General features: G+C 64.4%; 23 protein-coding genes and 1 pseudogene. 5 read left to right on the forward strand and 19 right to left on the reverse strand.

Annotation, left to right across the window (positions count from 1 at the left end; genetic code table 11):
- From MRY80_RS09740 to MRY80_RS09775, 8 genes and pseudogenes are all read right to left on the reverse strand, one after another.
- A partial coding sequence (locus tag MRY80_RS09740; protein ID WP_293290502.1) for an RHE_PE00001 family protein occupies nt 1-952 on the reverse strand: 952 nt, incomplete at its 3' end.
- A gap of 505 nt (nt 953-1457) precedes the next feature.
- On the reverse strand, nt 1458-1784 hold the full coding sequence (locus tag MRY80_RS09745; protein ID WP_293290504.1) for a DUF736 domain-containing protein: 327 nt from the start codon (nt 1782-1784) through the stop codon (nt 1458-1460).
- A 3-nt stretch (nt 1785-1787) separates the two neighbouring features.
- The gene (locus MRY80_RS09750) at nt 1788-2045 is read right to left on the reverse strand and encodes a DUF2274 domain-containing protein (protein WP_293290506.1); all 258 of its coding nucleotides are present in this window, start codon (nt 2043-2045) and stop codon (nt 1788-1790) included.
- Entirely contained in the window at nt 2042-3337 is a 1296-nt protein-coding gene (locus MRY80_RS09755; RefSeq protein WP_293290508.1) for a TrbI/VirB10 family protein, read from the reverse strand. Before MRY80_RS09755 ends, MRY80_RS09750 begins: the two co-directional genes overlap by 4 nt.
- Complete coding sequence (gene trbG, locus MRY80_RS09760; protein ID WP_293290510.1) at nt 3334-4359, reverse strand: P-type conjugative transfer protein TrbG; 1026 nt, start codon at nt 4357-4359, stop codon at nt 3334-3336. Before trbG ends, MRY80_RS09755 begins: the two co-directional genes overlap by 4 nt.
- Nucleotides 4356-4652 (reverse strand): annotated as a pseudogene (locus MRY80_RS09765) (VirB8/TrbF family protein); the annotation flags it as partial. The gene trbG and the pseudogene MRY80_RS09765, both read right to left, overlap by 4 nt.
- A gap of 372 nt (nt 4653-5024) precedes the next feature.
- Nucleotides 5025-6596, reverse strand: coding sequence for a glutamine-hydrolyzing GMP synthase (guaA, locus tag MRY80_RS09770; RefSeq protein ID WP_293290512.1), 1572 nt, complete (start codon nt 6594-6596; stop codon nt 5025-5027).
- An 84-nt stretch (nt 6597-6680) separates the two neighbouring features.
- Nucleotides 6681-7145 (reverse strand): MarR family transcriptional regulator, encoded by a 465-nt coding sequence (locus MRY80_RS09775; RefSeq protein WP_293290514.1) that lies wholly within the window; start codon nt 7143-7145, stop codon nt 6681-6683.
- Between the two features lie 77 nt (nt 7146-7222).
- On the opposite strand from MRY80_RS09775, the gene MRY80_RS09780 reads away from it, so the two are divergent.
- Together MRY80_RS09780 and MRY80_RS09785 are read left to right on the forward strand one after the other, a co-directional pair.
- On the forward strand, nt 7223-7540 hold the full coding sequence (locus tag MRY80_RS09780) for a hypothetical protein (protein WP_293290516.1): 318 nt from the start codon (nt 7223-7225) through the stop codon (nt 7538-7540).
- Between the two features lie 101 nt (nt 7541-7641).
- Nucleotides 7642-8130, forward strand: coding sequence for a DUF892 family protein (locus MRY80_RS09785; protein ID WP_293290518.1), 489 nt, complete (start codon nt 7642-7644; stop codon nt 8128-8130).
- 56 nt (nt 8131-8186) lie between these two features.
- Here the strand turns inward: MRY80_RS09785 and MRY80_RS09790 are convergent, their stop codons facing one another.
- From MRY80_RS09790 to katG, 8 genes are all read right to left on the reverse strand, one after another.
- The gene (locus MRY80_RS09790; protein ID WP_293290520.1) at nt 8187-8705 is read right to left on the reverse strand and encodes a GNAT family N-acetyltransferase; all 519 of its coding nucleotides are present in this window, start codon (nt 8703-8705) and stop codon (nt 8187-8189) included.
- On the reverse strand, nt 8702-9310 hold the full coding sequence (locus tag MRY80_RS09795) for a 5'-methylthioadenosine/S-adenosylhomocysteine nucleosidase (RefSeq protein WP_293290521.1): 609 nt from the start codon (nt 9308-9310) through the stop codon (nt 8702-8704). The genes MRY80_RS09790 and MRY80_RS09795 overlap by 4 nt, the downstream gene beginning before the upstream one ends.
- 2 nt (nt 9311-9312) lie before the next feature.
- Complete coding sequence (locus MRY80_RS09800; RefSeq protein ID WP_293290523.1) at nt 9313-9747, reverse strand: PaaI family thioesterase; 435 nt, start codon at nt 9745-9747, stop codon at nt 9313-9315.
- A gap of 56 nt (nt 9748-9803) precedes the next feature.
- Nucleotides 9804-10502 (reverse strand): cyclic nucleotide-binding domain-containing protein, encoded by a 699-nt coding sequence (locus tag MRY80_RS09805; RefSeq protein WP_293290525.1) that lies wholly within the window; start codon nt 10500-10502, stop codon nt 9804-9806.
- Between the two features lie 134 nt (nt 10503-10636).
- Nucleotides 10637-11122: a TspO/MBR family protein gene (locus MRY80_RS09810; RefSeq protein ID WP_293290527.1), complete on the reverse strand. Its 486-nt coding sequence runs from the start codon at nt 11120-11122 to the stop codon at nt 10637-10639.
- A 70-nt stretch (nt 11123-11192) separates the two neighbouring features.
- Entirely contained in the window at nt 11193-12479 is a 1287-nt protein-coding gene (locus MRY80_RS09815; protein ID WP_293290529.1) for an RsmB/NOP family class I SAM-dependent RNA methyltransferase, read from the reverse strand.
- A 176-nt stretch (nt 12480-12655) separates the two neighbouring features.
- Nucleotides 12656-12832, reverse strand: a complete 177-nt coding sequence (locus MRY80_RS09820; protein ID WP_293290531.1) for a hypothetical protein — start codon at nt 12830-12832, stop codon at nt 12656-12658.
- 129 nt (nt 12833-12961) lie between these two features.
- Complete coding sequence (gene katG / locus MRY80_RS09825; RefSeq protein ID WP_293290533.1) at nt 12962-15130, reverse strand: catalase/peroxidase HPI; 2169 nt, start codon at nt 15128-15130, stop codon at nt 12962-12964.
- Between the two features lie 119 nt (nt 15131-15249).
- Here katG and MRY80_RS09830 point away from each other — a divergent pair, with 119 nt between their 5' ends.
- A complete protein-coding gene (locus MRY80_RS09830; protein WP_293290535.1) occupies nt 15250-16173 on the forward strand; it encodes a hydrogen peroxide-inducible genes activator in 924 nt (307 codons plus the stop codon).
- Between the two features lie 20 nt (nt 16174-16193).
- On the opposite strand, the gene MRY80_RS09835 is transcribed toward MRY80_RS09830, so the two are convergent.
- Genes MRY80_RS09835 through guaB form a run of 3 tightly spaced genes read right to left on the reverse strand, consistent with a single transcriptional unit; the run spans nt 16194 to nt 18720 of the window.
- Entirely contained in the window at nt 16194-16625 is a 432-nt protein-coding gene (locus tag MRY80_RS09835) for an MAPEG family protein (RefSeq protein ID WP_293290537.1), read from the reverse strand.
- Nucleotides 16622-17212, reverse strand: a complete 591-nt coding sequence (locus MRY80_RS09840) for a hypothetical protein (protein ID WP_293290539.1) — start codon at nt 17210-17212, stop codon at nt 16622-16624. The genes MRY80_RS09835 and MRY80_RS09840 overlap by 4 nt, the downstream gene beginning before the upstream one ends.
- Nucleotides 17213-17217: 5 nt before the next feature.
- Nucleotides 17218-18720: an IMP dehydrogenase gene (gene guaB, locus MRY80_RS09845; RefSeq protein WP_293290540.1), complete on the reverse strand. Its 1503-nt coding sequence runs from the start codon at nt 18718-18720 to the stop codon at nt 17218-17220.
- A gap of 146 nt (nt 18721-18866) precedes the next feature.
- On the opposite strand from guaB, the gene MRY80_RS09850 reads away from it, so the two are divergent.
- Nucleotides 18867-19196, forward strand: coding sequence for a metalloregulator ArsR/SmtB family transcription factor (locus tag MRY80_RS09850; protein ID WP_293290542.1), 330 nt, complete (start codon nt 18867-18869; stop codon nt 19194-19196).
- Nucleotides 19193-20227: a permease gene (locus tag MRY80_RS09855; protein ID WP_293290544.1), complete on the forward strand. Its 1035-nt coding sequence runs from the start codon at nt 19193-19195 to the stop codon at nt 20225-20227. Before MRY80_RS09850 ends, MRY80_RS09855 begins: the two co-directional genes overlap by 4 nt.
- Nucleotides 20228-20233 lie beyond the last annotated feature (6 nt).

Below are 20233 nucleotides of genomic sequence, written 5' to 3' on the forward strand. Positions count from 1 at the left end.
CAACTGGAAGACTGCTCGTCGACCGCTTGCCGACCGCACGTCGTTCAAGCTGATGCTTGGCGAGTGTTAGTCGATCGATATCCTTTATCCCGGCCGCGGCGGCCGCGGTCATCGCATCGAGAAACGCGACAAGCCTAGTCGTCCGATCTCGACCCCGCCGGCGCTCGCGCGGTATGTCGCGCAATCCCACCGCATAGGCCAGAAGGTGAGACCGCACCTTTCTGCGCGATCGCAGGTAATCCGAGATGAGCACCTGCCCGAGCCAGTGCTGACGCTGCAGCGGTTCGAGATGCTCCCAGGCGTCCCAGAGAAGCACAGCCGCCAGTGTAGCCGGAAGCCGTTCGACCTGCTTGGCCAGAACAAGCCACTCGCCAATCCGCTCACCTTCATCCCAATCCGGATCGCGAATGAGCAGCTCGCCGACACTGATCTCGGGTTCTCTCTTCCTTTGTTCGACACCCGCATTGCCATTGACCAGCCATTGGGTACGAGCGAGAACCTCATCGATCTCGGCGAGTTCGGGAGACAGCGCATCGTGATCGACCAAGTCGAGTTCGACCTCCTCCCCTCCCCTGTCGGGCGGTTCAAATTCGGCGGAAGGTTCCTCGGTAACGCCAGCCAGCGCCATGATCCCTGACCGCGAAACAGCCCATCCCGGATCGTTGCGTGACACCCGTCGCCGCGCCCGCACGATGCGATGCGCGATGACGAGCTCATGGCTCGGCGCCCGAACGTCCATCTGTGCGTCGTGGAGAACCAGATCCTCAAGATGGACCAACTCGCCGCCGACCCACATACTGGATATGGAATCGAAGAAATCTGCACGTTCGGCAAAGCCGGGCCCGACCTCCGATCGCGAGACGCGCTCATCGAGCCGGGCAAGAGCATCCTCAGCGGCCGCCAACGGCTTCAGGAGGGTCTCATGGGTCAGGTTTCCGATTTCATATGCCATTGATAACACGAAGCTTTGATTGCGACACGGAAGCTATCATGCTTCTCGTTTCCGTCACACCGGTAATTATTTGGCCGCTCTATATATAATGAGCGCTGCGGTCTCCGGGATTGAACAGACCACCCGTGAATCCACGCTCAGGTCGACGAGAGCGCCCGTTTTTCCGGGGATTTTCGCGCTTTCAGGTGTCAGAAAGGCACTCAAGAGACGTTTACAAATGATCATTTATTCAAAATTACTATTATTATACTTGGCTCACCATGCCGCAACCATGATCCAGCGTATCAGAACCAAAGACTTCCGTTGCAGCGTCTAATCAGTTTGGAGCATGTAGATCGGTCGGTTTCGCGCGCATCACATTCCCGTTGCATGGGCGCGAAGCGACATCTCCGCGGCTATCCCGACACTGAAAGCGCTACTTCCCTTTTGTCCTATCGCACGTGATCGTTGATGCAGGGGAAGCGCTCCGGCACGACTCCCTCCACGATTAGTCCATGTCTATGAATCAGCCTTGTTCATGCTCCCAGTCTTTGGATCGCCTCCACACCAGAAACCCCACCCCATCCTCCTCGAATAGCGCCGCGCGGATCGGTTCCGGGAAACTCGGATCGTCGAGCACGACACTCAAGTAATCGCGCGGCTCCTCGCCCGAGGTCTTCGCCTTCCTCGCGGCGCCGAGCTCGGCGCGCCCCGCATATATCCTAAAATCCGGCGCACCGTCCGATGCCTTCCTGTCATTGGCGACGATGCTCGCCTTGACGTTGACGGTGAGGGTCCGGATCGTGCCGGTATAGCCGTCCTTGACGGCTGTGAAGCTACCGATAGTCGCCATGGGTCATGCCTCCTTGGTCTGTGATGACGATGATTGCCGGCGCGTTTCCGCGAGTTGCCTGCGCGCCCGCCGGAACCCCGGATCGGCTTCCATGAAGGCGTTCAGCATGAAGGGAATGAGCTCGGCCACGCTCTCCTTCTGGCCGTAGGTGCGCCGATAGATCTCGGCATAGTCGTTCAGCGCCGCCTTCAGGTCGGCGTCCGCGGTGAAGGTGATCTTGACCGCCTCGCGATCGGGTAACCGGTCGAGCTTGAGGGTCATTGCGATGCCTCCCGCTGGCCGTAGGGCCGCAGCACGATGTCCTTGTGCACGATGATGCGAAGCGGCCAGCCGGGGCGGATGGTGATGGTCGGCTGGAGGTTGAGATTGCGCTCGGTGAGCTTCTGGCCGGCCTGGTTGGCGCTGTCCTGCGCCGAACCGCGAATGGCCTTCACCAGATCGCTTTCATCGTCGCCGAAGGTCAGTTCGGTGCCGACACCGAGCAGGGTCGACAGGGCGATACCTTTCAGCAGCCGCCATGTGTGGAAATCCACGCGATCCTCGAGCCCCGCATACCCGGCGGTATCGGTAGCCGGCAAATTGTCGATGACGATGGAGGATCCGTCCGGCATGACGATGCGCTGCCAGACGACGAGCGCGCGTTGTTGGCCGAAGGTGACCTGGCTGTCATAGGAGCCGATGACACGCGCGCCCTGCGGGATGAGCAGGAACCGCCCGGTCGGCGTATCGTAGACGTTCTCGGTCACCTGGGCGATGACGCGGCCGGGCAGATCGGAGTTGAGGCCGGTGATCAGGCTCGCCGGGATGATCGTGCCGACTATGAGCAGATAAGGCGAGACCGGATCCTGCAGGGCAGGCTTGCTGTAGATGTCGTCGTCGACATCGGCATTGAGAAAGGCGAGCTTCCGGTCTTGGCCGTTCTGATCCTGTTGCAGGCCGATGCCGAGCGGATCGACCGTGCCGGCAGTACGCAGAATGCCGTTGTTCGCCTGCACAGTTGACAGAGCTGGTGTTGCGCCTGTCTGCCGATCCCGTTCGTCGAATTGCCCCGCGAGAGCGGCTCGTCCGTTTGTGCCGGAGGTGAGCTGGAAGAACACGCCGGATTCCCTGCCCTGCTGCGCCAGTCGCGCCTGACGAATGCGCTCGGCGCGGGCGGCATCGGCTTCCGGATCGGGCCGGAACGGCAGGTCCGGCGACCCCTCGATACCGAGATCGCGTTCCGCCCTGACCACACCGGGCCCGAGATCGCCCGGCAATGGACGACCGAGTTCGATTGTCGGTTTGAGGTCGCTGTACCGGCTCGGCAGATGGTCGAGGCCTTCGGGCGTCGGATTGTTGCCGGTGCGATAAAGTTCCCTGCCCGTCTCGGCACGATCGAACAGGTTTGGCGGATCAAGCGCGACGACGACCGCACCGAAGATCAGCATCAGCCCGGTGCCGGACAGCAGCAGCAGGACACGCCGGTTGATGCGCCTGACCGGCCGCGGCTTGACCCGCAGGGCGAGGTCTACCGGATCGAGCTTCGGCGCAGGGCCACCATTCTCTGTACTCATCGATTACCTCCCCGGTTTGAGGCGATGATATCCATCAGGGTGCGGCGGCCAGACGTGCGGCCGTCGGTTCGGATGATGCGGACGATCTGCTGCGGCCTGGAGCCGAGACGGAGTTCGGCGGCGGCAAAGAGCCGGTCGACGATATAGTAGCTGCCATTGACCCGGTAGTTGACGAGTTGGTTCTCGCCATTCGGCCCGACGACGAAGAGCGGCGGCGCCTCACCCTGGTCCAGCCGGCCCGGAAACTGGATGTAGACCTTATGCGTGTCATCGAAGACGCGGACCGGGCGCCAAGGCGGATTGTCGCCGCTGATCGCATAGCGGAACTTCAGTTGATCGAGCCGCAACCCGCGATCAACGATCTGTTCCGCCTTCGCGGTCTCGTTACGGCGCTGCAATGCCAGAAGCTCGTCGCGCGGATAGTGCCAGGAGACTGATGCCATATAGGTCTCGGTGTCGCTCGTCAGTTCCAGATAATAGGTACGCCGGTCGGTGATAATGACCAGGTTGGTCTTCAGGCTCTCCTTGATCGGCTTGACCAGCACATGCGCCTGGGCGGCATCGCCGGAGCCGCTGACCGTATCGCCGATCACCCAGCGCACCGTGTCGCCGGCCGACACCGCGACGATCCGCTCGCCGGCCTGCAGCACGATGTCGCTGACCTGTTCAGGCGCGGTATAGAGCTGATAGAGCGCGCCCTCCACGAAGGGATAGATCTGGATCGCATTCACGTAACCGTCCTTTGTCGGCTCGACCTTGGCGGCTTTGTTGGCAGAAGCGATGCGCTCCTCCGGCGGACGATCATCCATGACAGCCTTGCCGGCCGCACCGGGCGCCTTCTTCAACTGGCCCGGCAAGGGCAGCGGTTTGGCCTTCTCGACAATAGTGACCGGACCGGGCGGATCGACGGTGAGCGCGGCCGGCTCGAAGGATGCGGTGTCGAACTCGATCTCGGGCGGCAATTGCTTGTGGGCGCAGGCGCCAAGGGTCATGCAGGCGCAAAGCACGATCAGTCTTCTCATTTGTCTTCTCCGGGAGTGAGCTCGCGGCTCCAGTTGACGGCATGGACATAGATGCCGAGCGGGTTCTTCCTCAGAGCCTCTTCGGTGCGCGACGGCTTCAGGATGATCGTGAGGACGGCGCGGTGGCGCGTGGTCGCGGCAAGCGAGCCGTTCTCCAACTCTTCCTCGCGCCAGCGGATATCGAGACTATCCGGCGAGGAGCGCACCACGCTGGTCACCTCGACGGTGACGGTCTTTTTGCTGACCTTGCCGAATGGATCGCTGTCGCTGGCAAAGGCGTTCAATGTGTTGGCGGCTTCGGAGGTCGTCTAGTCGTAGGCGGCAAGCCTTGCGTACCACGATCGGGGCGATCGAGACCAAGCGGGCATCCTCATTAACACGGGCGAGATACCAAGCGATCTGCTCATAGCTCGGAGAGTGAGCTTCGGTGACGGGACCGGCTTCACGGACTTCGCCGAGCCGGTCAACCTCGACGACATAGGGCGTGACGGAGCTACAGTATTTACTGAGGCTCCCGAATTCTGGCCCTCGGCATACCGTCAAAGTGGTTTTCATGCCCAATTTGGCGTGGGCTGGCCAAAATGGAGTCAGTCTAGAAAATATTGTGATTTCAATAAATTAAGGCTGGCGCAAATTTCCTTACGCCAGCCCCAATCGGAGAACCGTTACTCCCACTCGATCGTGCCCGGCGGCTTCGACGTCACGTCGTAGACGACGCGGTTGATGCCGCGGACCTCGTTAATGATGCGGGTCGCCGTGTTGCCGAGGAAGGACATGTCGTAGTGGTAGAAATCCGCCGTCATGCCGTCGACGGAGGTGACGGCGCGGAGCGCGCAGACGAATTCATAGGTGCGATAGTCGCCCATCACACCGACCGTCTGAACCGGCAGAAGCACGGCGAAGGCCTGCCAGATGTGGTCGTAGAGGCCGGCGGCGCGGATCTCCTCCAGATAGATGGCGTCCGCTTCCTGCAGGATCGCGATCTTCTCGCGGGTCACGCCGCCGGGGCAGCGGATGGCGAGGCCCGGACCCGGGAAGGGATGGCGGCCGATGAAATGCTCCGGCAGGCCGAGTTCGCGGCCGAGGATGCGCACCTCGTCTTTGAACAATTCGCGTAGCGGCTCAACGAGCTGCATGTTCATGCGCTCGGGCAGACCGCCGACATTGTGGTGCGACTTGATCGTCACCGAGGGGCCGCCGGAGAAGGAAACGCTCTCGATCACGTCGGGATAGAGCGTGCCCTGTGCGAGGAAATCGGCGCCGCCGATCTTGTTGGCCTCTTCCTCGAACACGTCGATGAAGAGCTTGCCGATGGTCTTGCGCTTCTTCTCGGGGTCCGCCTCGCCTTCCAGCGCGCCGATGAACAGGTCGGCGGCGTCCACATGAACCAGCGGGATGTTGTAGTATTCGCGGAACATGGCGACGACTTCGTTCGCCTCGTTCTTCCGCATCAGACCGTGATCGACGAGGATGCAGGTCAGCTGGTCGCCGATCGCCTCGTGGATTAGCACGGCGGCGACGCTGGAATCGACGCCGCCCGACAGGCCGCAGATCACCTTCTTGTCGCCGACTTGCTCGCGGATCGCGGCGATCGCCTGGTCCTTGTAGGCGGCCATGGTCCAGTCGCCCTTCAGGCCGGCGATGCGATGCACGAAATTGGCGAGCAGCTTGGCGCCGTCCGGCGTGTGGACCACCTCCGGGTGGAACATGGTCGTGTAATATTTGCGGCTCTCGTCGGCGGCGATCGCAAACGGCGCGTTGGGCGAGGTGCCGATCACCTCGAAGCCGTCCGGCAATTCGGTCACACGGTCGCCATGGCTCATCCAGACCGGATATTTGGAGCCCTGCGTCCAAAAGCCGTCGAAGAGCGGGCTCTCCTTGAGGATCTCGACGTCGGCGCGGCCGAATTCGCGATGATGCCCCCCCTCGACCTTGCCGCCGAGCTGGTGGCAGAGCGTCTGCTGGCCGTAGCAGATGGCAAGGATCGGCACGCCGGAATCGATGACCGCCTGCGGCGCGCGCGGGCTGCCTTCATCGGGCACGGATGACGGGCCGCCGGAAAAGATCACGGCTTTCGGCTTCAGCCTTTCGAAGCCTTCCAGGGCCGACTGGAACGGCACGATCTCGGAGTAGACGCCCGCTTCGCGCACGCGGCGCGCGATCAGCTGCGTCACCTGGCTGCCGAAGTCGATGATCAGGACGTTTTCAGGATGGATGGTCAGGTCGGGAGCGTTCATGGAGCGGCTTTAATGCGAGTCTCGCCGGCTTTCAATTGCTGCGCTGCAATGCCCACGGGGATTTGACGGTGCAGAACGCCGGAATCATGCCGCCCCCTCTCCGTCGCGTCGCATTTCGCCCAGCGTCTCGTACAGCAGACGAAACCGCTCCTCGCCCATCCGGGCGCGGATGCGTGCCTCGATCTCGGCCTTGATCCGGTCCGCGTCGTCGAGCGCGACGCGCCCCTTTGCCGTCGGCCGCACGATCCGGCCGCGCCTGTCCGCCGGATCGGGAATGCGCTCCAGCACCGCTTCCTGCTCCAGCCCGTCGATCAACTGCTGCACCGCCTGCTTGGAAACGCCCATGCGAGTGATGAGATCGGACTGGCGGAGGCCCTTGCGCGGCAGGAAGCCGAGCATGGTGGCGCGCGACGGCGTGAACCAGTCATGGCCGGCCGCGTTCATGGCCATGACGAATTCCGCCTTCCATCCCTCCCATGCGGTCCAGAGCCGGATGCCTATGTGATCGGGTCCGGCGCCACGCGCATTTTCGTCAAGTTGCTTGACCATATTCGTTCCACGGTGTAGTCGTCGCAATGGTCAATCTACTTGACCAAATCTGCGACACAAGAGACCGGGAGATTGCCATGACGATGCTCACAGGAGAAATGCTTCGCTTCCTCACCGCCGGGCGCACCCACGTGCTGGAGCGCAACGGCAAGCCGGCCTTCGTCTATCTCGCCGAGGATGGGACCGGGCACATGAAGCTCGACACGGGCGAGACACGCTCGGGCCGTTGGCGCCTGACCGACGACGGATACGCAACCGAATGGGACAGCGGCCACGCCGGCGAATGGCGGTTGCTGCCAAGCGATGACGGGATCGAGTATGTTTCGCGCGACGGAGCGCAGCGTCTCAAGATGCTCGGCGTGTTCTTCGGTGACAGCGAGGGGCTGGCTGCCTGATCACAATCCGAAGCCAAGGCGCGTTTTGCGGGAACGAACGCGGCGGCGCGGCGTTTGGGAGAGGCGGAACGATCCGCTTCCCCCTGACAAGGAGCATCGCCATGACCGTCAAGAACCTCTCAGACCTGTTCGAGCACACGCTTCAGGACGTCTTCTTTGCAGAAAACTTCATCCACAAGAACCTTCCGACGATGATCGAGAAGAGCAGCAATCCGTCGCTGAAGAAGCTCTTCAAGGATCACCTCGCCGAGACCGAGGGTCAGATCGAACGCCTCAAGAAGGTTTTCGAGGCCATCGGCAAGAAGCCCGAGGGCGAGGAGTGCCCCGCCATCGAAGGCATCGTCAAGGAAGCCGAGGAACTGATCGACGAGATCAAGGACGCGGAAACGCTGGACGCCGCGCTGATCGCCGCCGCGCAGGCCGTCGAGCATTACGAGATCACCCGCTACGGCACGCTTCTGACCTGGGCGAAGCTGCTCGGCCATGACGAGGCGATCAGCCTGCTGCGCGACAATATCGAGGAAGAGAAGAGCGCCGATTCCAAGCTGACCCGTTTGGCCGAGGACAAGCTCAACAAGAAGGCGGCCTGACGGCTTCCCCTACTCGACCTCCAGCACCTTACAGCCCCGCGACAGCGGGGCTTTTTTCACGCGCCGGGCAGGCTCACGCGGAAGATCTTCGACACGCGATCGACCGGAAGGCCGCTTTGCAGCGGCACGGCACGATCGACCGAATAGGTGATGAAGCCCATGCGGTCGTAATAAGCGAGCCCGCCTTCATTGTCGGCACGGATGGTCGCGTTGATGGCGGCGAGACCGCGCTGCCGCGCGAGGGACAGCGTCTCGGAAAACAGCGCGCGGCCGATGCCGGCCGTCTGCGAACCGACGCGGGCAAAGGTGGCGATGTCCGCCCAGTCGTCCGGCAGTTTGTCGTGGCTCGTCAGGAACTGGAAACCGAGGAGCCGCCCGCCTTCGCCAACCGCGACGAACAGCGATATGAGGCCCGGCGCGTCGATGAAGGCGCGGTGGAAATCCTCTTCCGTCATCGGCGTCTCGAAGGCCGTCGTGCCGCCGATGGCGATGATCTCGTTCAGCAGGCCGCAAAGTTCGGCCACGTCGCCCGGTTCGGCCGGGCGAACCTCAAGGCCGGAGCGCGCCGTGCTCATCCGAGTAGCCCGTCGCCGATCGCGGCCTCGACCCGGTCCACCGCATCGGCGAGCTTCTCGTCGATGACGTGGAGATATTGCGTCCAGTCGTCAAAGTGATGCAAGTCGGCGGCGCCGTCGGAGACACCGCGCAGGCCGATCAGCGGAACATCGAAGGCCATGCAGGCACGCAAGAGGGCGAAGGTTTCCATGTCGACCATGTCGGCGTCGATGCCCTCATAGGCCGCGCCGGAGACGATGTTGCCGCCGGTCGACAGCCGTACCGAGGGCAGGCCCTCGACCTGGTGGGGAAGCGCGACTTCGGCCGGTAGGTCGAGAAACGGCGTCCGGCCCTTCTCGAAGCCGAGCGGCGAGGCGTCCATGTCGCGATAGGAGACGGAGGCGACCTGGAAGACCTCGGCCTGTTCCAGGCTGCGCGATCCGGCCGAACCGAGCGAGACGACGACATCGGGCCGCGCGTCGGCCAAGGCACGGGTGACGTTCACCGCCGCCTCCACCGGACCGACACCGCAGATCAGCGGCGAAAAACGCGTCTTCAGATGCGGCCCGTATTCCGGATCGGCGGCCATCACGTAGAGAACCCGGCAGTCTGCGACGATCTTCATGCTCAGTCCTTCACGTCCTCGCGCCCGACGATGGTCATCATGGTCGCCGTCATCGTGGCGATGCGTTTCGTGTTCGCGCCGTTCAGCGCCCAGGCCGTGCCGTCGACAACCGTGATGGTGCGGCCCGGCTTGACCACGTCGCCCTCGAAGCGAAACCGCTCGCCCTTCGCCGGAGCGAGGAGGTTGACCTTGAACTCGATGGTCAGGACGCCGGCATCGGCGGGCAGCAGCGTCAGGGCCGCATAGCCGCAGGCCGAATCCAGCGCGGCCGCGACCATGCCGCCATGCATGAAGCCGTGCTGCTGGGTCAGCCGGACGTCATGATCGAGCTCGATCTCGACATGGCCCTCGCGCACCTGCGTGAGCGATCCGCCCATGGTCTGCATGGCGGGCTGACGGGCGAAGGACTCGCGGACGCGGCGTTCGAAGAAGGGCATCGGTCGGTTCACCGTCTCGGGGCTTTCGGGTTAGCACAGCGCCGGCAGTAGGGCCATTACGCAGTCTGCATGTGGACCGAGAAGGCGTTCATGCGGTCGATCTTGGCGAGAAGATTGCGCGAGATACCGGCATGAAGGGCGTGACGCACGGGATCCGCCTTTTCGAGCAGCACCTCAAGGGCGGGACGCTCGAAAACCAGCACCTCGCAGGGCGTGACCGTGATCGCCGTGGCCGAAGCCTCGACTTGCGACAACAGGCTCATCTCGCCCAGGAAATCGCCCTTGCCGCAGGCGCCGATGACGACGCCCTTCTGCTCGATGCGCACCTCTCCCGACACGACGTAATAGAGCCGGTCCGGCAGCTTGTCCTCGACGACCAGCACCTCGTTTGCGGCAATGGTTTCGTGCTGCGCCTGGCGCAGGAGCTTGGCCGCATGCACCGGCTTCAGATCCTCCAGCGCGTGGGAAACGAATTCGCGCTCCACCCCGTCGAACTGACCGATGCGGTTTTCGTACCAGAGCAGGAACAGCTGCACGACATTGACCAGGACGTAGCAGGTTTCCCAGAACGCGCTGACATAGTCGCCGCGCATGCCGAGATAATAGGTCATCCCCACGACGCCAGACGAAATGGCGAACAGGCGCAGCCACCCCATGCTGCGCATCAGCATGGAGACGATCGTCAGCGTGTAGGAAAGGTGGCCGAGGAGGTTCTCCAGAGAACTGAAATCATGAAAAATATTCTGAAACTGCATGCGACGGTCCGGACTGATGGGCAAAGGCGAGACGACGGACGCCGACTCGTGAAAGACCCATCATGGCCCGGAACCGGCATTTCAACCAAACGCGTTTGCGACACGATCGCCAACGGATCGCGTCGCGGTTGCGGTCACTGGCCGTTCAGCCACCAGATCGACAGATTGAGAAGTCCGGCGAAACAGACCCATGCGGCATAGGGCACGAACAGGAGTGCCGATACCCGATCCGGCGTGCACTGCAGGCGTGCGAAGAGCACGATCAGCGCCAGCATCGCCGCGAGGATGACGAGCGCCAGGCCCGGCATGTGCATGCCGAAAAAGACCGGCGTCCAGGCGAAGTTGCAGGCCAGTTGCGCAAACCAGACCTGCATCGAAAGCCCCGTCGGCGCGCGCCGCCACGTGCGCCAGCCGGCGATCGCGATGAGGACGTAGAGGGTGCTCCAGACCGGCGCGAAGATCCAGTTCGGCGGGTTGAACCATGGCTTGTCGAGCCCCGCATACCAGGCACCCGGCGGCACGGAGACGCCGATCAGCGTCCCGCCGCCCATCACGAGGGCGAGGAACAGAATGAGCGTGAGCCATTTCCACGGGCCGCTTCGCCCGGATTGCGGGTGCATTGTCACCTCCTGCGCAATTGTCCTGCCGGGCAATACGCACGAGAGACCGTTTCGGTTGCGAAAAATCCGCTCAGCCGCGGCGCTGCATGACCGAAAAGAAGAACCCGTCGGTGCCGGTGGCGCGCGGGGTGAGCGTGATGCAGTTCATGTCGGCCGACCAGGGCTGGGCCTTGTCGAAGCCGAACAGGTCCTGCCAGACCTCCCCCGCCGACAGAAGGTCGTAATCCTTGTGCCGCTCGCCGAAGGCGTAGACCTGGTATTCGTTTTCCTGCGGGAAGACCGAGCAGGTGACGTAGACGAGGAAGCCACCCGGCTTGACATAGGCCGACGCCTTGTCGAGCACCTCGGCCTGCTCCTCCAGCCGCTTCTCCAGCGCCGCGCGCGTCAGCCGCCACTTGGCGTCCGGGTTGCGCCGCCATGTGCCAGAGCCGGTGCAGGGCGCATCGACGAGCACGCGGTCCATGCGGCCGGCAAGCGGCGACAGGTCGGCGTCGGCGGCATGAACCTGGACATTGCGCGTGTCGGCGCGTTTCAGCCGGTCGAAGATCGGCGCCAGCCGCGTCCGGTCGGCGTCCCAGGCATGCACCTGGCCCTTGTTGTCGAGCGCGGCCGCCAGCGCCAGGGTCTTGCCGCCACCGCCGGCGCAATAGTCGAGAACCTGCTCGCCCGGCCGGGCGAAGACGAGATCGGCAACGATCTGGCTGCCCTCGTCCTGGATCTCGAACCAGCCTTTCTGGAAGGCCGGCTCGGCCTGGACGTTCGGCAGGCGGTCCGCGCCCTTGCCGGGCGCGATGCGCAGGCCGTGACGGGCGGTCTTGGTCGGCTTGGCGCCGAATTTGGCGAGTTGCTTCTGAACCTTGTCGCGATCGGCCTTCAGCGTGTTGACGCGCATGTCGAGCGGCGCGCGTTCCGACAGGGCCGCGGCTTCGGACACCCACTCGTCGTCGAAATTCTCCTCGAAATAGTCGGCGCACCAGTCGGGAATGTCGGCCTCGACATGCGGCTTGGCGAAGGCGAAATCGCGCGATGCCGCCGCCTGCAGCGCCGCGACCGGAACCTCGGGCGCGAAACGGTCGCCCTCGAACAACTCCTGCATCTTTTCGGGCGACAGGCCCCATTGCCGCCAAAGCGTGCCGAAGGCGAGCGCCGACGGGCCGTCATCCTCCATCAGATGGGCGGTCGAGAGTTTCTTGCGCAGCGCGTCGAATACGAGATTGCCGATCGCCGCGCGATCGCCCGAACCGGCGAAACGGTGCGACAGGCCCCAATCCTTCAGCGCATCGGCGGCAGGGCGCCGCCGCTCCGCGATATCGCGCAGCACCTCGATGGCCGCATCGACCCGTCCGCCAAGCCGCATGGTTTCACTCCGATGGAAAACGCGCCGTGGTTACAGACCCGGCCGGCGCTTGGCAAGGCGCGGCGTTGGCACGACCGGAGCGGTTCCAGGTCCAGCGGAGGCCGATTGACCTCCCGGAACCGCGACGAAACGAGGAGACGGGGATTTTTCGCGATTCGACGAATTGCGAAAGATCCCTAGGCCGGCACGGGCGGCACCGCCATTTCGACGCCGAGATAATAGGGCCAGATGAACAGCGCCAGCACGCCCCTCCAGAAGCTGAAATCCAGATAACCGAGCATGAACAGCCAGCCTGCCAGCCAGACGAGCCCCAGCCCGCTGTGCTGCTCGATCCTGATGCGTTGCTTTTCCATCGACGCCTCCTGCCGTTTCCGGCAGGCAGATTGGCCGATGATCGTCAGACACGCATTGCCGCCCGTCAATCCAACGAAAAACCGGCGCGGTTGCCCGCGCCGGCTTTCATGTTCCGATATCCGGTTCGATCAGACGTCGAAGCGGTCGGCGTTCATCACCTTGACCCAGGCAGCCACGAAGTCCGCGACGAACTTCTCGTGCGCATCGTCCTGGGCGTAGACCTCGGCATAGGCGCGCAGGATCGAGTTGGAGCCGAAGACCAGGTCCACACGGGTGGCCGTCCACTTGACCGCGTCGGTCTTGCGATCGCGGATCTCGTAGATGCCGCCATCGACCGGGACCCACTTGTTGGCCATGTCGGTCAGGTTGACGAAGAAGTCGGTCGTCAGCGCGCCTTCCTTGTCGGTGAAGACGCCATGCTTCGTGCCGGCATAGTTGGCGCCGAGGGCGCGCATGCCGCCGAGCAGAACGGTCATTTCGTGACCAGTCAGGCCCATCAGCTGCGCGCGGTCAAGCAACAGCTCTTCCGGGCTGACGACGTAGTTCTTCTTCAGCCAGTTGCGGAAGCCGTCGGCGAGCGGTTCCAGGACGTCGAACGAGGCTGCATCGGTCATCTCGTCGGTCGCGTCGCCGCGGCCCGGCTCGAAGGGAACGGTGACGTCGTGGCCGGCCGCCTTGGCCGCCGTCTCGATGCCGACGCTACCGGCGAGCACGATGACGTCGGCGAGGCTGGCGCCATATTCCGCCGCGATCGGCTCAAGCGCGCCGAGCACCTTGGCGAGACGGGCCGGCTCATTGCCTTCCCAATCCTTCTGCGGAGCAAGGCGGATGCGCGCGCCATTGGCGCCGCCGCGCATGTCCGAACCACGATAGGTGCGGGCCGAGTCCCATGCCGTGGCGACCATTTCGGCGACCGAAAGGCCGGAGGCGGCGATCTTCGACTTGATGGCGCCGATATCGTAGTTGGTCGGGCCGGCCGGGATGGGGTCCATCCAGATCAGGTCTTCGGCCGGGACGTCCGGGCCGACATAGCGATCCTTCGGCCCCATGTCGCGGTGGGTCAGCTTGAACCAGGCGCGGGCGAAGGTGTCCTTGAAGTAGGCCGGATCGGCCATGAACTTCTCGCAGATGGCGCGATAGGTCGGGTCCACCTTCATCGCCATGTCGGCATCGGTCATCAGCGGCATGCGGCGGACCGACGGATCGGTCGCGTCAACCGGCATGTGCTCTTCCGTGATGCCGACGGGCTGCCACTGGTTGGCACCGGCCGGGCTCTTGGTGAGCTCCCATTCATAGCCGAACAGCAGCTCGAAATAGCCCATGTCGAAAACGGTCGGGTTGGTGGTCCATGCGCCCTCGATGCCCGAGGTAACCGCATTGGTGGCCTTGCCGTCCAGGTTCGGGTTCAACCAGCCGAAGCCCTGGCTCTCGATCTCGCCGGCTTCCGGCTCGGCGCTGAGCGCACCGGCATCGCCATTGCCGTGGGCCTTGCCGACGGTGTGGCCGCCGGCGGTCAGCGCGGCGGTTTCCTCGTCATCCATCGCCATGCGGGCGAAGGTCTCGCGCACCTGGGCGGCGGTCTTCATCGGATCGGGGGTGCCGTTCACGCCTTCCGGGTTGACGTAGATGAGACCCATCTGAACGGCGGCCAGCGGATTTTCCATCGTGTCCGGCTTGCCGACATCCTCGTAGCGGCTGTCGGACGGCGCCAGCCATTCCTTCTCGGCGCCCCAATAGGTGTCGATTTCCGGATGCCAGATATCGTCGCGGCCGAAACCGAAACCGAAGGTCTTCAGGCCCATGTTCTCATAGGCGATGGTGCCTGCCAGGATGATCAGGTCGGCCCAGGAAACGGCGCTGCCGTATTTCTTCTTCAGCGGCCACAGCAGGCGGCGCGCCTTGTCGAGGTTGCCGTTGTCCGGCCAGGAGTTCAACGGCGCGAAACGGATGTTGCCGGCGCCGCCGCCGCCACGACCGTCAGCCAGACGGTAAGATCCGGCGGAGTGCCAGGCGAGACGGATCATCAGGCCGCCATAATGACCATAGTCGGCCGGCCACCAGTCCTGGCTGTCGGTCAGGAGGGCGTGCATGTCCTTCTTCAGGGCCTCGATATCGAGCGTCTTCAACGCTTCGCGATAGTCGAAGTCTTTGCCGAGCGGGTTGGTCTTGGTGTCGTGCTGATGGAGAATGTCCAGATTGAGCGATTTCGGCCACCAGTCCATGACCGTTGTACCGGTTTCGGTGATGGCACCGTGCATGACCGGGCACTTGCCCGAATTGTCGGCTTTCGCGTCCATGATTTCCTCCTGTCGTGTGTCTTGGAATGAGTGCAGGTTAGAACATTTCCAAAGTCAGATGCGCCAATCTCGTCATAATTTCAAATTGTAATTTCCGATTTGAATGATAAGAAAAACCTATGAAGCTGACCCTCAAACAGATGCACTATTTCGACGCCCTGGCGCGCGCCCTGCATTTCGGCAAGGCGGCAGCTTCGGTGAATATCAGCCAGCCCGCCCTGTCCGCGCAGATCATCGACATGGAGGCACGGCTGGAGCGAAAACTGGTGGAGCGGCGGCACGGCAAGGTGGTGCTGACGGAGGCCGGTCAGCGCATCCTTCCCCATATCCGCCGCATCCTGCGTGACGCACAGGCGCTGGAAGAAATGCTGTCGCAGGACCGCGGGCTTCTGGTCGGCCAGTTGAAGCTCGGCATGATCCCGACCGTCGCGCCCTATCTCCTGCCGAAGCTGATCCCGCATCTGCAGGCGCATTACCCGAAGCTGCAATTGAAGGTGCGCGAGGCGATCACCGACACGCTGGCGCGCGAATTGCTGGACGGAACGCTTGACGCCGTGGTCGCCGCAGCGCCGATCGGCGAGGCCGGCCTGCATGCCGAGCCTCTTTTCCGCGACCGCTTCTTCATCGCCAGCGCGACGGCGGGAACCGACATCCTGCACTCGCCGCTGACCGAGGATCAGGTGGCGCTCGACCGGCTGCTGCTGCTCGACGAAGGCCATTGCCTGCGCGACCAGGCGCTCACCGTCTGCGCAAAGGGCAACGAACGCCGCCTCGTCAATTTCGGCGCCACCTCGATGACGACGCTTCTGCAGATGGTCGCGAGCGGCATGGGACTGACGTTGCTGCCGGAAATCGCCATTCGAGCCGAAACGGGCAAGCTGCGCGGCCTGACGATCACGCCCTTCGCCGACCCGATCCCGCATCGCGACATCGCGCTCTTTTGGCGGCAATCCTCAAAGCGCCTGCCGGATTTCGGCGCGCTGGCGGAATCGGTCAAGGCCGTCGCCGAGCCTCTTCTGCAGACCGAAGACCTTGCCGCCTGAGATCTGCGGAAACCGTCAGGTCACTGCGCGGTCACGAGTGCGACCGCGAACCACGCCCACATCAGGCCGACGGCGACGAAGCCGGCGATGAAGAACCGGCGGCGCATCAACACGACATTGACGGTCATGTGCACCCAGGCGTGGGCGACGCGCGCGACGACGAAGGCCCAGGCCAGGACCAGCGCGACGAGATCGACAGCGCCGATCTGGTGAAACGCCAAGCAGGCGACATAGAACAGGACCGGCAGTTCGAACTGGTTGGCGACGTTGCGCGCGGCCGCGGCGCTGGCCGGCGGATCGGCGGGAACCGCGAAATCGCGCATACGCGCCTCGCCGGCCTTGACCGCGGCGACGCGGCGCGAACTCATCACCATGTAGGCGACGAATGTTAGCAGGACCTGGGCGATCACCGGCCAAAAAATCGCGGTCTGGCTTGTCGCCCCGCCGATCATTTGCGCTGCTTTCCGGCCCGCAGGAAGACCTGGAACCAGATCGCGAAAAGGATCAGCACCGCCGCGCCCAGAAGCGAAAATTTCCACGACGTGAAGGTGGGCAGCATCCGCGCCAGGCCGAGCGGCACGTCACCGGCGAGCGACGGCGCGGAGAAAAGCGCCTGGGCGAGGCCGTTCTCGCGCAGATCGACGACCAGATAGGGCACAGATATCGCGCCCGCCGCGATGCGCGCCACCGGTGGGGGAATGCTCACGCCGAGACGCGTGAGGGCGGCGAAGCCGGCGACGGCGACGATCGTGAGCGACAGCGCCAGCAGCGCCGGGAAGACGAAATCCAGCGTCCGGTACATCCGCGTCGCGATCACGGCCGCTTCGGGATTGGCCTTCACGGCCGCATGCAGTACGGCGACGTCGGACGGCGAGAAGCCGAACATCCGCCCGTCGGGCAGCGGCACCCCGGCGGCGCGTTCGAATGCCGGACCGGTGACAAACGCCATCCACAGGAACAGCGCCGCCGTGATCGCGAAGAGCGCGATGACGGCCGGCTTGCGCAGCAGGGTGTCGGATGCCGGGGTGACGTCGTTCATGCCGCTCACACCCCGCCCGGGTAGTTGGGGCTCTCGCGCGTGATCGTCACGTCATGGGCATGGCTCTCGCGCTGGCCGGCGCCGGTGATGCGCACGAAAGTCGCCTTTTCGGCAAAGTCGGCCAGTGTCCTGGCGCCGGTGTAGCCCATGGCCGCGCGCAGACCGCCGGCGAGCTGGTGCAGGACGGCCGAGACGGGCCCCTTGTAGGGAACCTGGCCCTCGACGCCTTCCGGCACGAGCTTCAGCGCGTCACGCACCTCGGCCTGGAAGTAGCGGTCGGCCGAGCCGCGCGCCATCGCGCCGACCGACCCCATGCCGCGATACGCCTTGTAGGAGCGGCCCTGGTGCAGATAGACCTCGCCCGGGCTCTCGTCGGTGCCCGCGAGCAGCGAACCGACCATCGCGGCCTTCGCCCCGGCGGCAAGCGCCTTGGCGAGGTCGCCCGAAAACTTGATGCCGCCGTCCGCGATCACCGGAATGCCGTGCTTGTCGGCCTCTTCGGCGGCGGCCATCACGGCGGCGAGCTGCGGCACGCCGACGCCGGCGACGATGCGCGTCGTGCAGATCGAGCCCGGCCCGATGCCGACCTTGATCGCATCCGCGCCGGCGTCGATCAGCGCCTTGGCGCCATGCGGCGTGGCGACGTTGCCCGCGATGATGCGCACCGAATTCGACATCTTCTTCACCACGCCGACGGAATCGAGAACCCGCTGGGAATGGCCGTGGGCGGTGTCGATGACGATGACGTCGACGCCCGCGTCGAGCAGCCGCTCGGCCCGCTCCTCGGCGTCGGTGCCGACGCTGACCGCCGCACCCGCCCGCAGGCGGCCCTGCGCGTCCTTGGCTGCGTCGGGATTGAGCTGCGACTTCTCCATGTCCTTGACGGTGATCAGGCCGACGCAATAGCCGCGATCGTCGACCACGAGCAGCTTCTCGATGCGGTGCTGGTGCAGGAGGCGCTTGGCCTCGCCGGTGTCGACGGTCTCGCGCACGGTGACGAGCCCCTCGCGCGTCATCAGCTCATAGACCTTCTGCTCCGGATTGGAGGCGAAGCGGACGTCGCGGTTGGTCAGGATGCCGACGAGCCGGCCCGGCTTCTGGCTGCCGAGCCCGGCATCCTCGACGACGGGAATGCCGGAAATGCGATGCGCCTGCATCAGTGCCAGCGCATCGGCCAGCGTCGCGTCCGGGCCGATCGTGACCGGATTGACGACCATGCCGGACTCGAACTTCTTGACCTGGCGCACCTCTTCGGCTTGGGCGGCCGGGTTGAGGTTGCGGTGGATGATGCCGAGGCCGCCCGCCTGCGCCATGGCGATCGCCAGGCGCGATTCCGTGACCGTGTCCATGGCCGAAGAGATGATCGGCAGCGACAGATCGATGTCGCGCGCGATCGTGGTGCCGATATTCGTCTCGCCAGGCATGACTTCGGAATGGCCCGGCTGCAGGAGCACGTCGTCGAAGGTGAGCGCGTGCTCGCCGGTGATCGTCTGAATGATGGTCGCCATCGCGGTGTTCGTTCCGTGTGAAAGGCCGGTCGGTGACGACTCGGCATTGCGTTGGCAGTGGCTGGTACCACGCCTGCCAAGGATGGGAAAGCCTTCAAACGCGGATTGACGGCACCCAAAATAACTATATAACTAGAATTATGGTTATGAATGACGAAACCTCGATCGAGGAAGCAGCGCAGGCCTTCGCAGCGATGGGGTCGGAGGCCCGGCTGCAGGTGTTGCGCACGCTGGTGCGCGCCGGCCCCGACGGATTGACGGTCGGCGACATCCAGGCGCGGTCCGGCATGCCGGCATCGACGCTCGCTCATCACCTGCGCTTTCTCGCCTCCGCCGGCCTGATCGAGCAGGAAAAGGACGGCCGCTCGGTCATCTCACGCGCAGCCTACGACCGGCTGGAAGCGCTGGCCGGATTCATCCTCAAGGAATGCTGCAGCGACGCGGACCGGACGGAAAGCAAGGGAGAATGCGCATGAGCGACACGGTGCAATCCCCGGCCGCCGGCCGCTTCGCCTGGAAAGAGCGGCTGGCAACGCCGTGGACGATCACGGTCGCAGCACCGCTCGTCGTCGCTCTCGTCGATCCCGGCCGCTTCGTCACGGTGCTGACGATCGCGGCGCGCGCCTTCGCCGGCACCGCGCCCTATATCGCGGTCGCGGTGCTGCTGATTGCCGGGCTGAAGGCTTCGGGCGCAGAAAGCGTCGTCGCCAGGGCCTTTCAGGGCCGCGAGAACCGGATGATCCTGCTGGCCGCCCTGTTTGGCGGGCTCGCGCCCTTCTGTTCCTGCGAGGTCATCCCTTTCATCGCCGGGCTTCTGGCCGTTGGCGCGCCGCTGCCGGCCGTCATGGCATTCTGGCTGTCCTCGCCGTTGATCGATCCGCCGACGCTGTTCATCACGGCCGGCGCGCTGGGCTGGGATTTCGCCATCGGCAAGGCCGTGGCAGCCGTCGCGATGGGCCTCTTCGGCGGGTTCGCCATGCAGGCGATGATCGCGGGCGGCCTGTTTGCCGATCCCTTGCGCGAGCGCAGCGGCGGCGGTTGCGGCTGCCGCCCGTCGCCCTTCAGGGGCGCGCCGGTCTGGCGCTTCTGGACCGAGGATGCCCGCCGCGCGGTGTTCCGCGACGAACTCCAGGCCAACGCGCTGTTTCTGGTGAAGTGGCTGGCGCTCGCCTATGTGCTGGAAGCTCTGCTGATCCTCTATGTGCCGGCCTCGATGATCGCGGGTCTTGTTGGCGGCGAAGGCGTCGTGCCGATCGCCATCGCGGCACTCGTCGGCATGCCCGCCTATCTGAATTCCTATGTCGCCCCACCGCTTCTCGCCGGCTTGACGGAGCAGGGCATGAGCCTCGGCGCGGCGATGGCGTTCATGGTGGCCGGCGCCGTGAGTTCCGTGCCCGCCATGGCGGCCGTCTGGTCGCTGGTGCGCCGCCCGGTTTTCGCCGCCTATCTGGGCCTCGGCATCACCGGCGCGATTCTTTCCGGCCTGATCTTCCAGGTGTTGATGTGAGGACCC

This window comes from Oricola sp., from assembly GCF_022763245.1.
Classification (GTDB): domain Bacteria; phylum Pseudomonadota; class Alphaproteobacteria; order Rhizobiales; family Rhizobiaceae; genus Oricola.

Bases quoted from the DNA above. Each gene is read 5' to 3' on its own strand.
- MRY80_RS09795 (WP_293290521.1), bottom strand. From the start codon at position 9,310: ATGAAGATCGTCGCAGACTGCCGGGTTCTCTACGTGATGGCCGCCGAT.
- trbG (WP_293290510.1), bottom strand. From the start codon at position 4,359: ATGAGAAGACTGATCGTGCTTTGCGCCTGCATGACCCTTGGCGCCTGC.
- guaB (WP_293290540.1), bottom strand. From the start codon at position 18,720: ATGGCGACCATCATTCAGACGATCACCGGCGAGCACGCGCTCACCTTC.
- MRY80_RS09775 (WP_293290514.1), bottom strand. From the start codon at position 7,145: ATGGTCAAGCAACTTGACGAAAATGCGCGTGGCGCCGGACCCGATCAC.
- MRY80_RS09805 (WP_293290525.1), bottom strand. From the start codon at position 10,502: ATGCAGTTTCAGAATATTTTTCATGATTTCAGTTCTCTGGAGAACCTC.
- MRY80_RS09810 (WP_293290527.1), bottom strand. From the start codon at position 11,122: ATGCACCCGCAATCCGGGCGAAGCGGCCCGTGGAAATGGCTCACGCTC.
- MRY80_RS09850 (WP_293290542.1), top strand. From the start codon at position 18,867: ATGAATGACGAAACCTCGATCGAGGAAGCAGCGCAGGCCTTCGCAGCG.
- MRY80_RS09780 (WP_293290516.1), top strand. From the start codon at position 7,223: ATGACGATGCTCACAGGAGAAATGCTTCGCTTCCTCACCGCCGGGCGC.
- MRY80_RS09750 (WP_293290506.1), bottom strand. From the start codon at position 2,045: ATGACCCTCAAGCTCGACCGGTTACCCGATCGCGAGGCGGTCAAGATC.
- MRY80_RS09790 (WP_293290520.1), bottom strand. From the start codon at position 8,705: ATGAGCACGGCGCGCTCCGGCCTTGAGGTTCGCCCGGCCGAACCGGGC.
- guaA (WP_293290512.1), bottom strand. From the start codon at position 6,596: ATGAACGCTCCCGACCTGACCATCCATCCTGAAAACGTCCTGATCATC.
- MRY80_RS09745 (WP_293290504.1), bottom strand. From the start codon at position 1,784: ATGGCGACTATCGGTAGCTTCACAGCCGTCAAGGACGGCTATACCGGC.
- MRY80_RS09820 (WP_293290531.1), bottom strand. From the start codon at position 12,832: ATGGAAAAGCAACGCATCAGGATCGAGCAGCACAGCGGGCTGGGGCTC.
- MRY80_RS09840 (WP_293290539.1), bottom strand. From the start codon at position 17,212: ATGAACGACGTCACCCCGGCATCCGACACCCTGCTGCGCAAGCCGGCC.
- MRY80_RS09800 (WP_293290523.1), bottom strand. From the start codon at position 9,747: ATGCCCTTCTTCGAACGCCGCGTCCGCGAGTCCTTCGCCCGTCAGCCC.
- MRY80_RS09815 (WP_293290529.1), bottom strand. From the start codon at position 12,479: ATGCGGCTTGGCGGACGGGTCGATGCGGCCATCGAGGTGCTGCGCGAT.
- MRY80_RS09785 (WP_293290518.1), top strand. From the start codon at position 7,642: ATGACCGTCAAGAACCTCTCAGACCTGTTCGAGCACACGCTTCAGGAC.
- MRY80_RS09830 (WP_293290535.1), top strand. From the start codon at position 15,250: ATGAAGCTGACCCTCAAACAGATGCACTATTTCGACGCCCTGGCGCGC.
- MRY80_RS09755 (WP_293290508.1), bottom strand. From the start codon at position 3,337: ATGAGTACAGAGAATGGTGGCCCTGCGCCGAAGCTCGATCCGGTAGAC.
- MRY80_RS09855 (WP_293290544.1), top strand. From the start codon at position 19,193: ATGAGCGACACGGTGCAATCCCCGGCCGCCGGCCGCTTCGCCTGGAAA.
- MRY80_RS09835 (WP_293290537.1), bottom strand. From the start codon at position 16,625: ATGATCGGCGGGGCGACAAGCCAGACCGCGATTTTTTGGCCGGTGATC.
- katG (WP_293290533.1), bottom strand. From the start codon at position 15,130: ATGGACGCGAAAGCCGACAATTCGGGCAAGTGCCCGGTCATGCACGGT.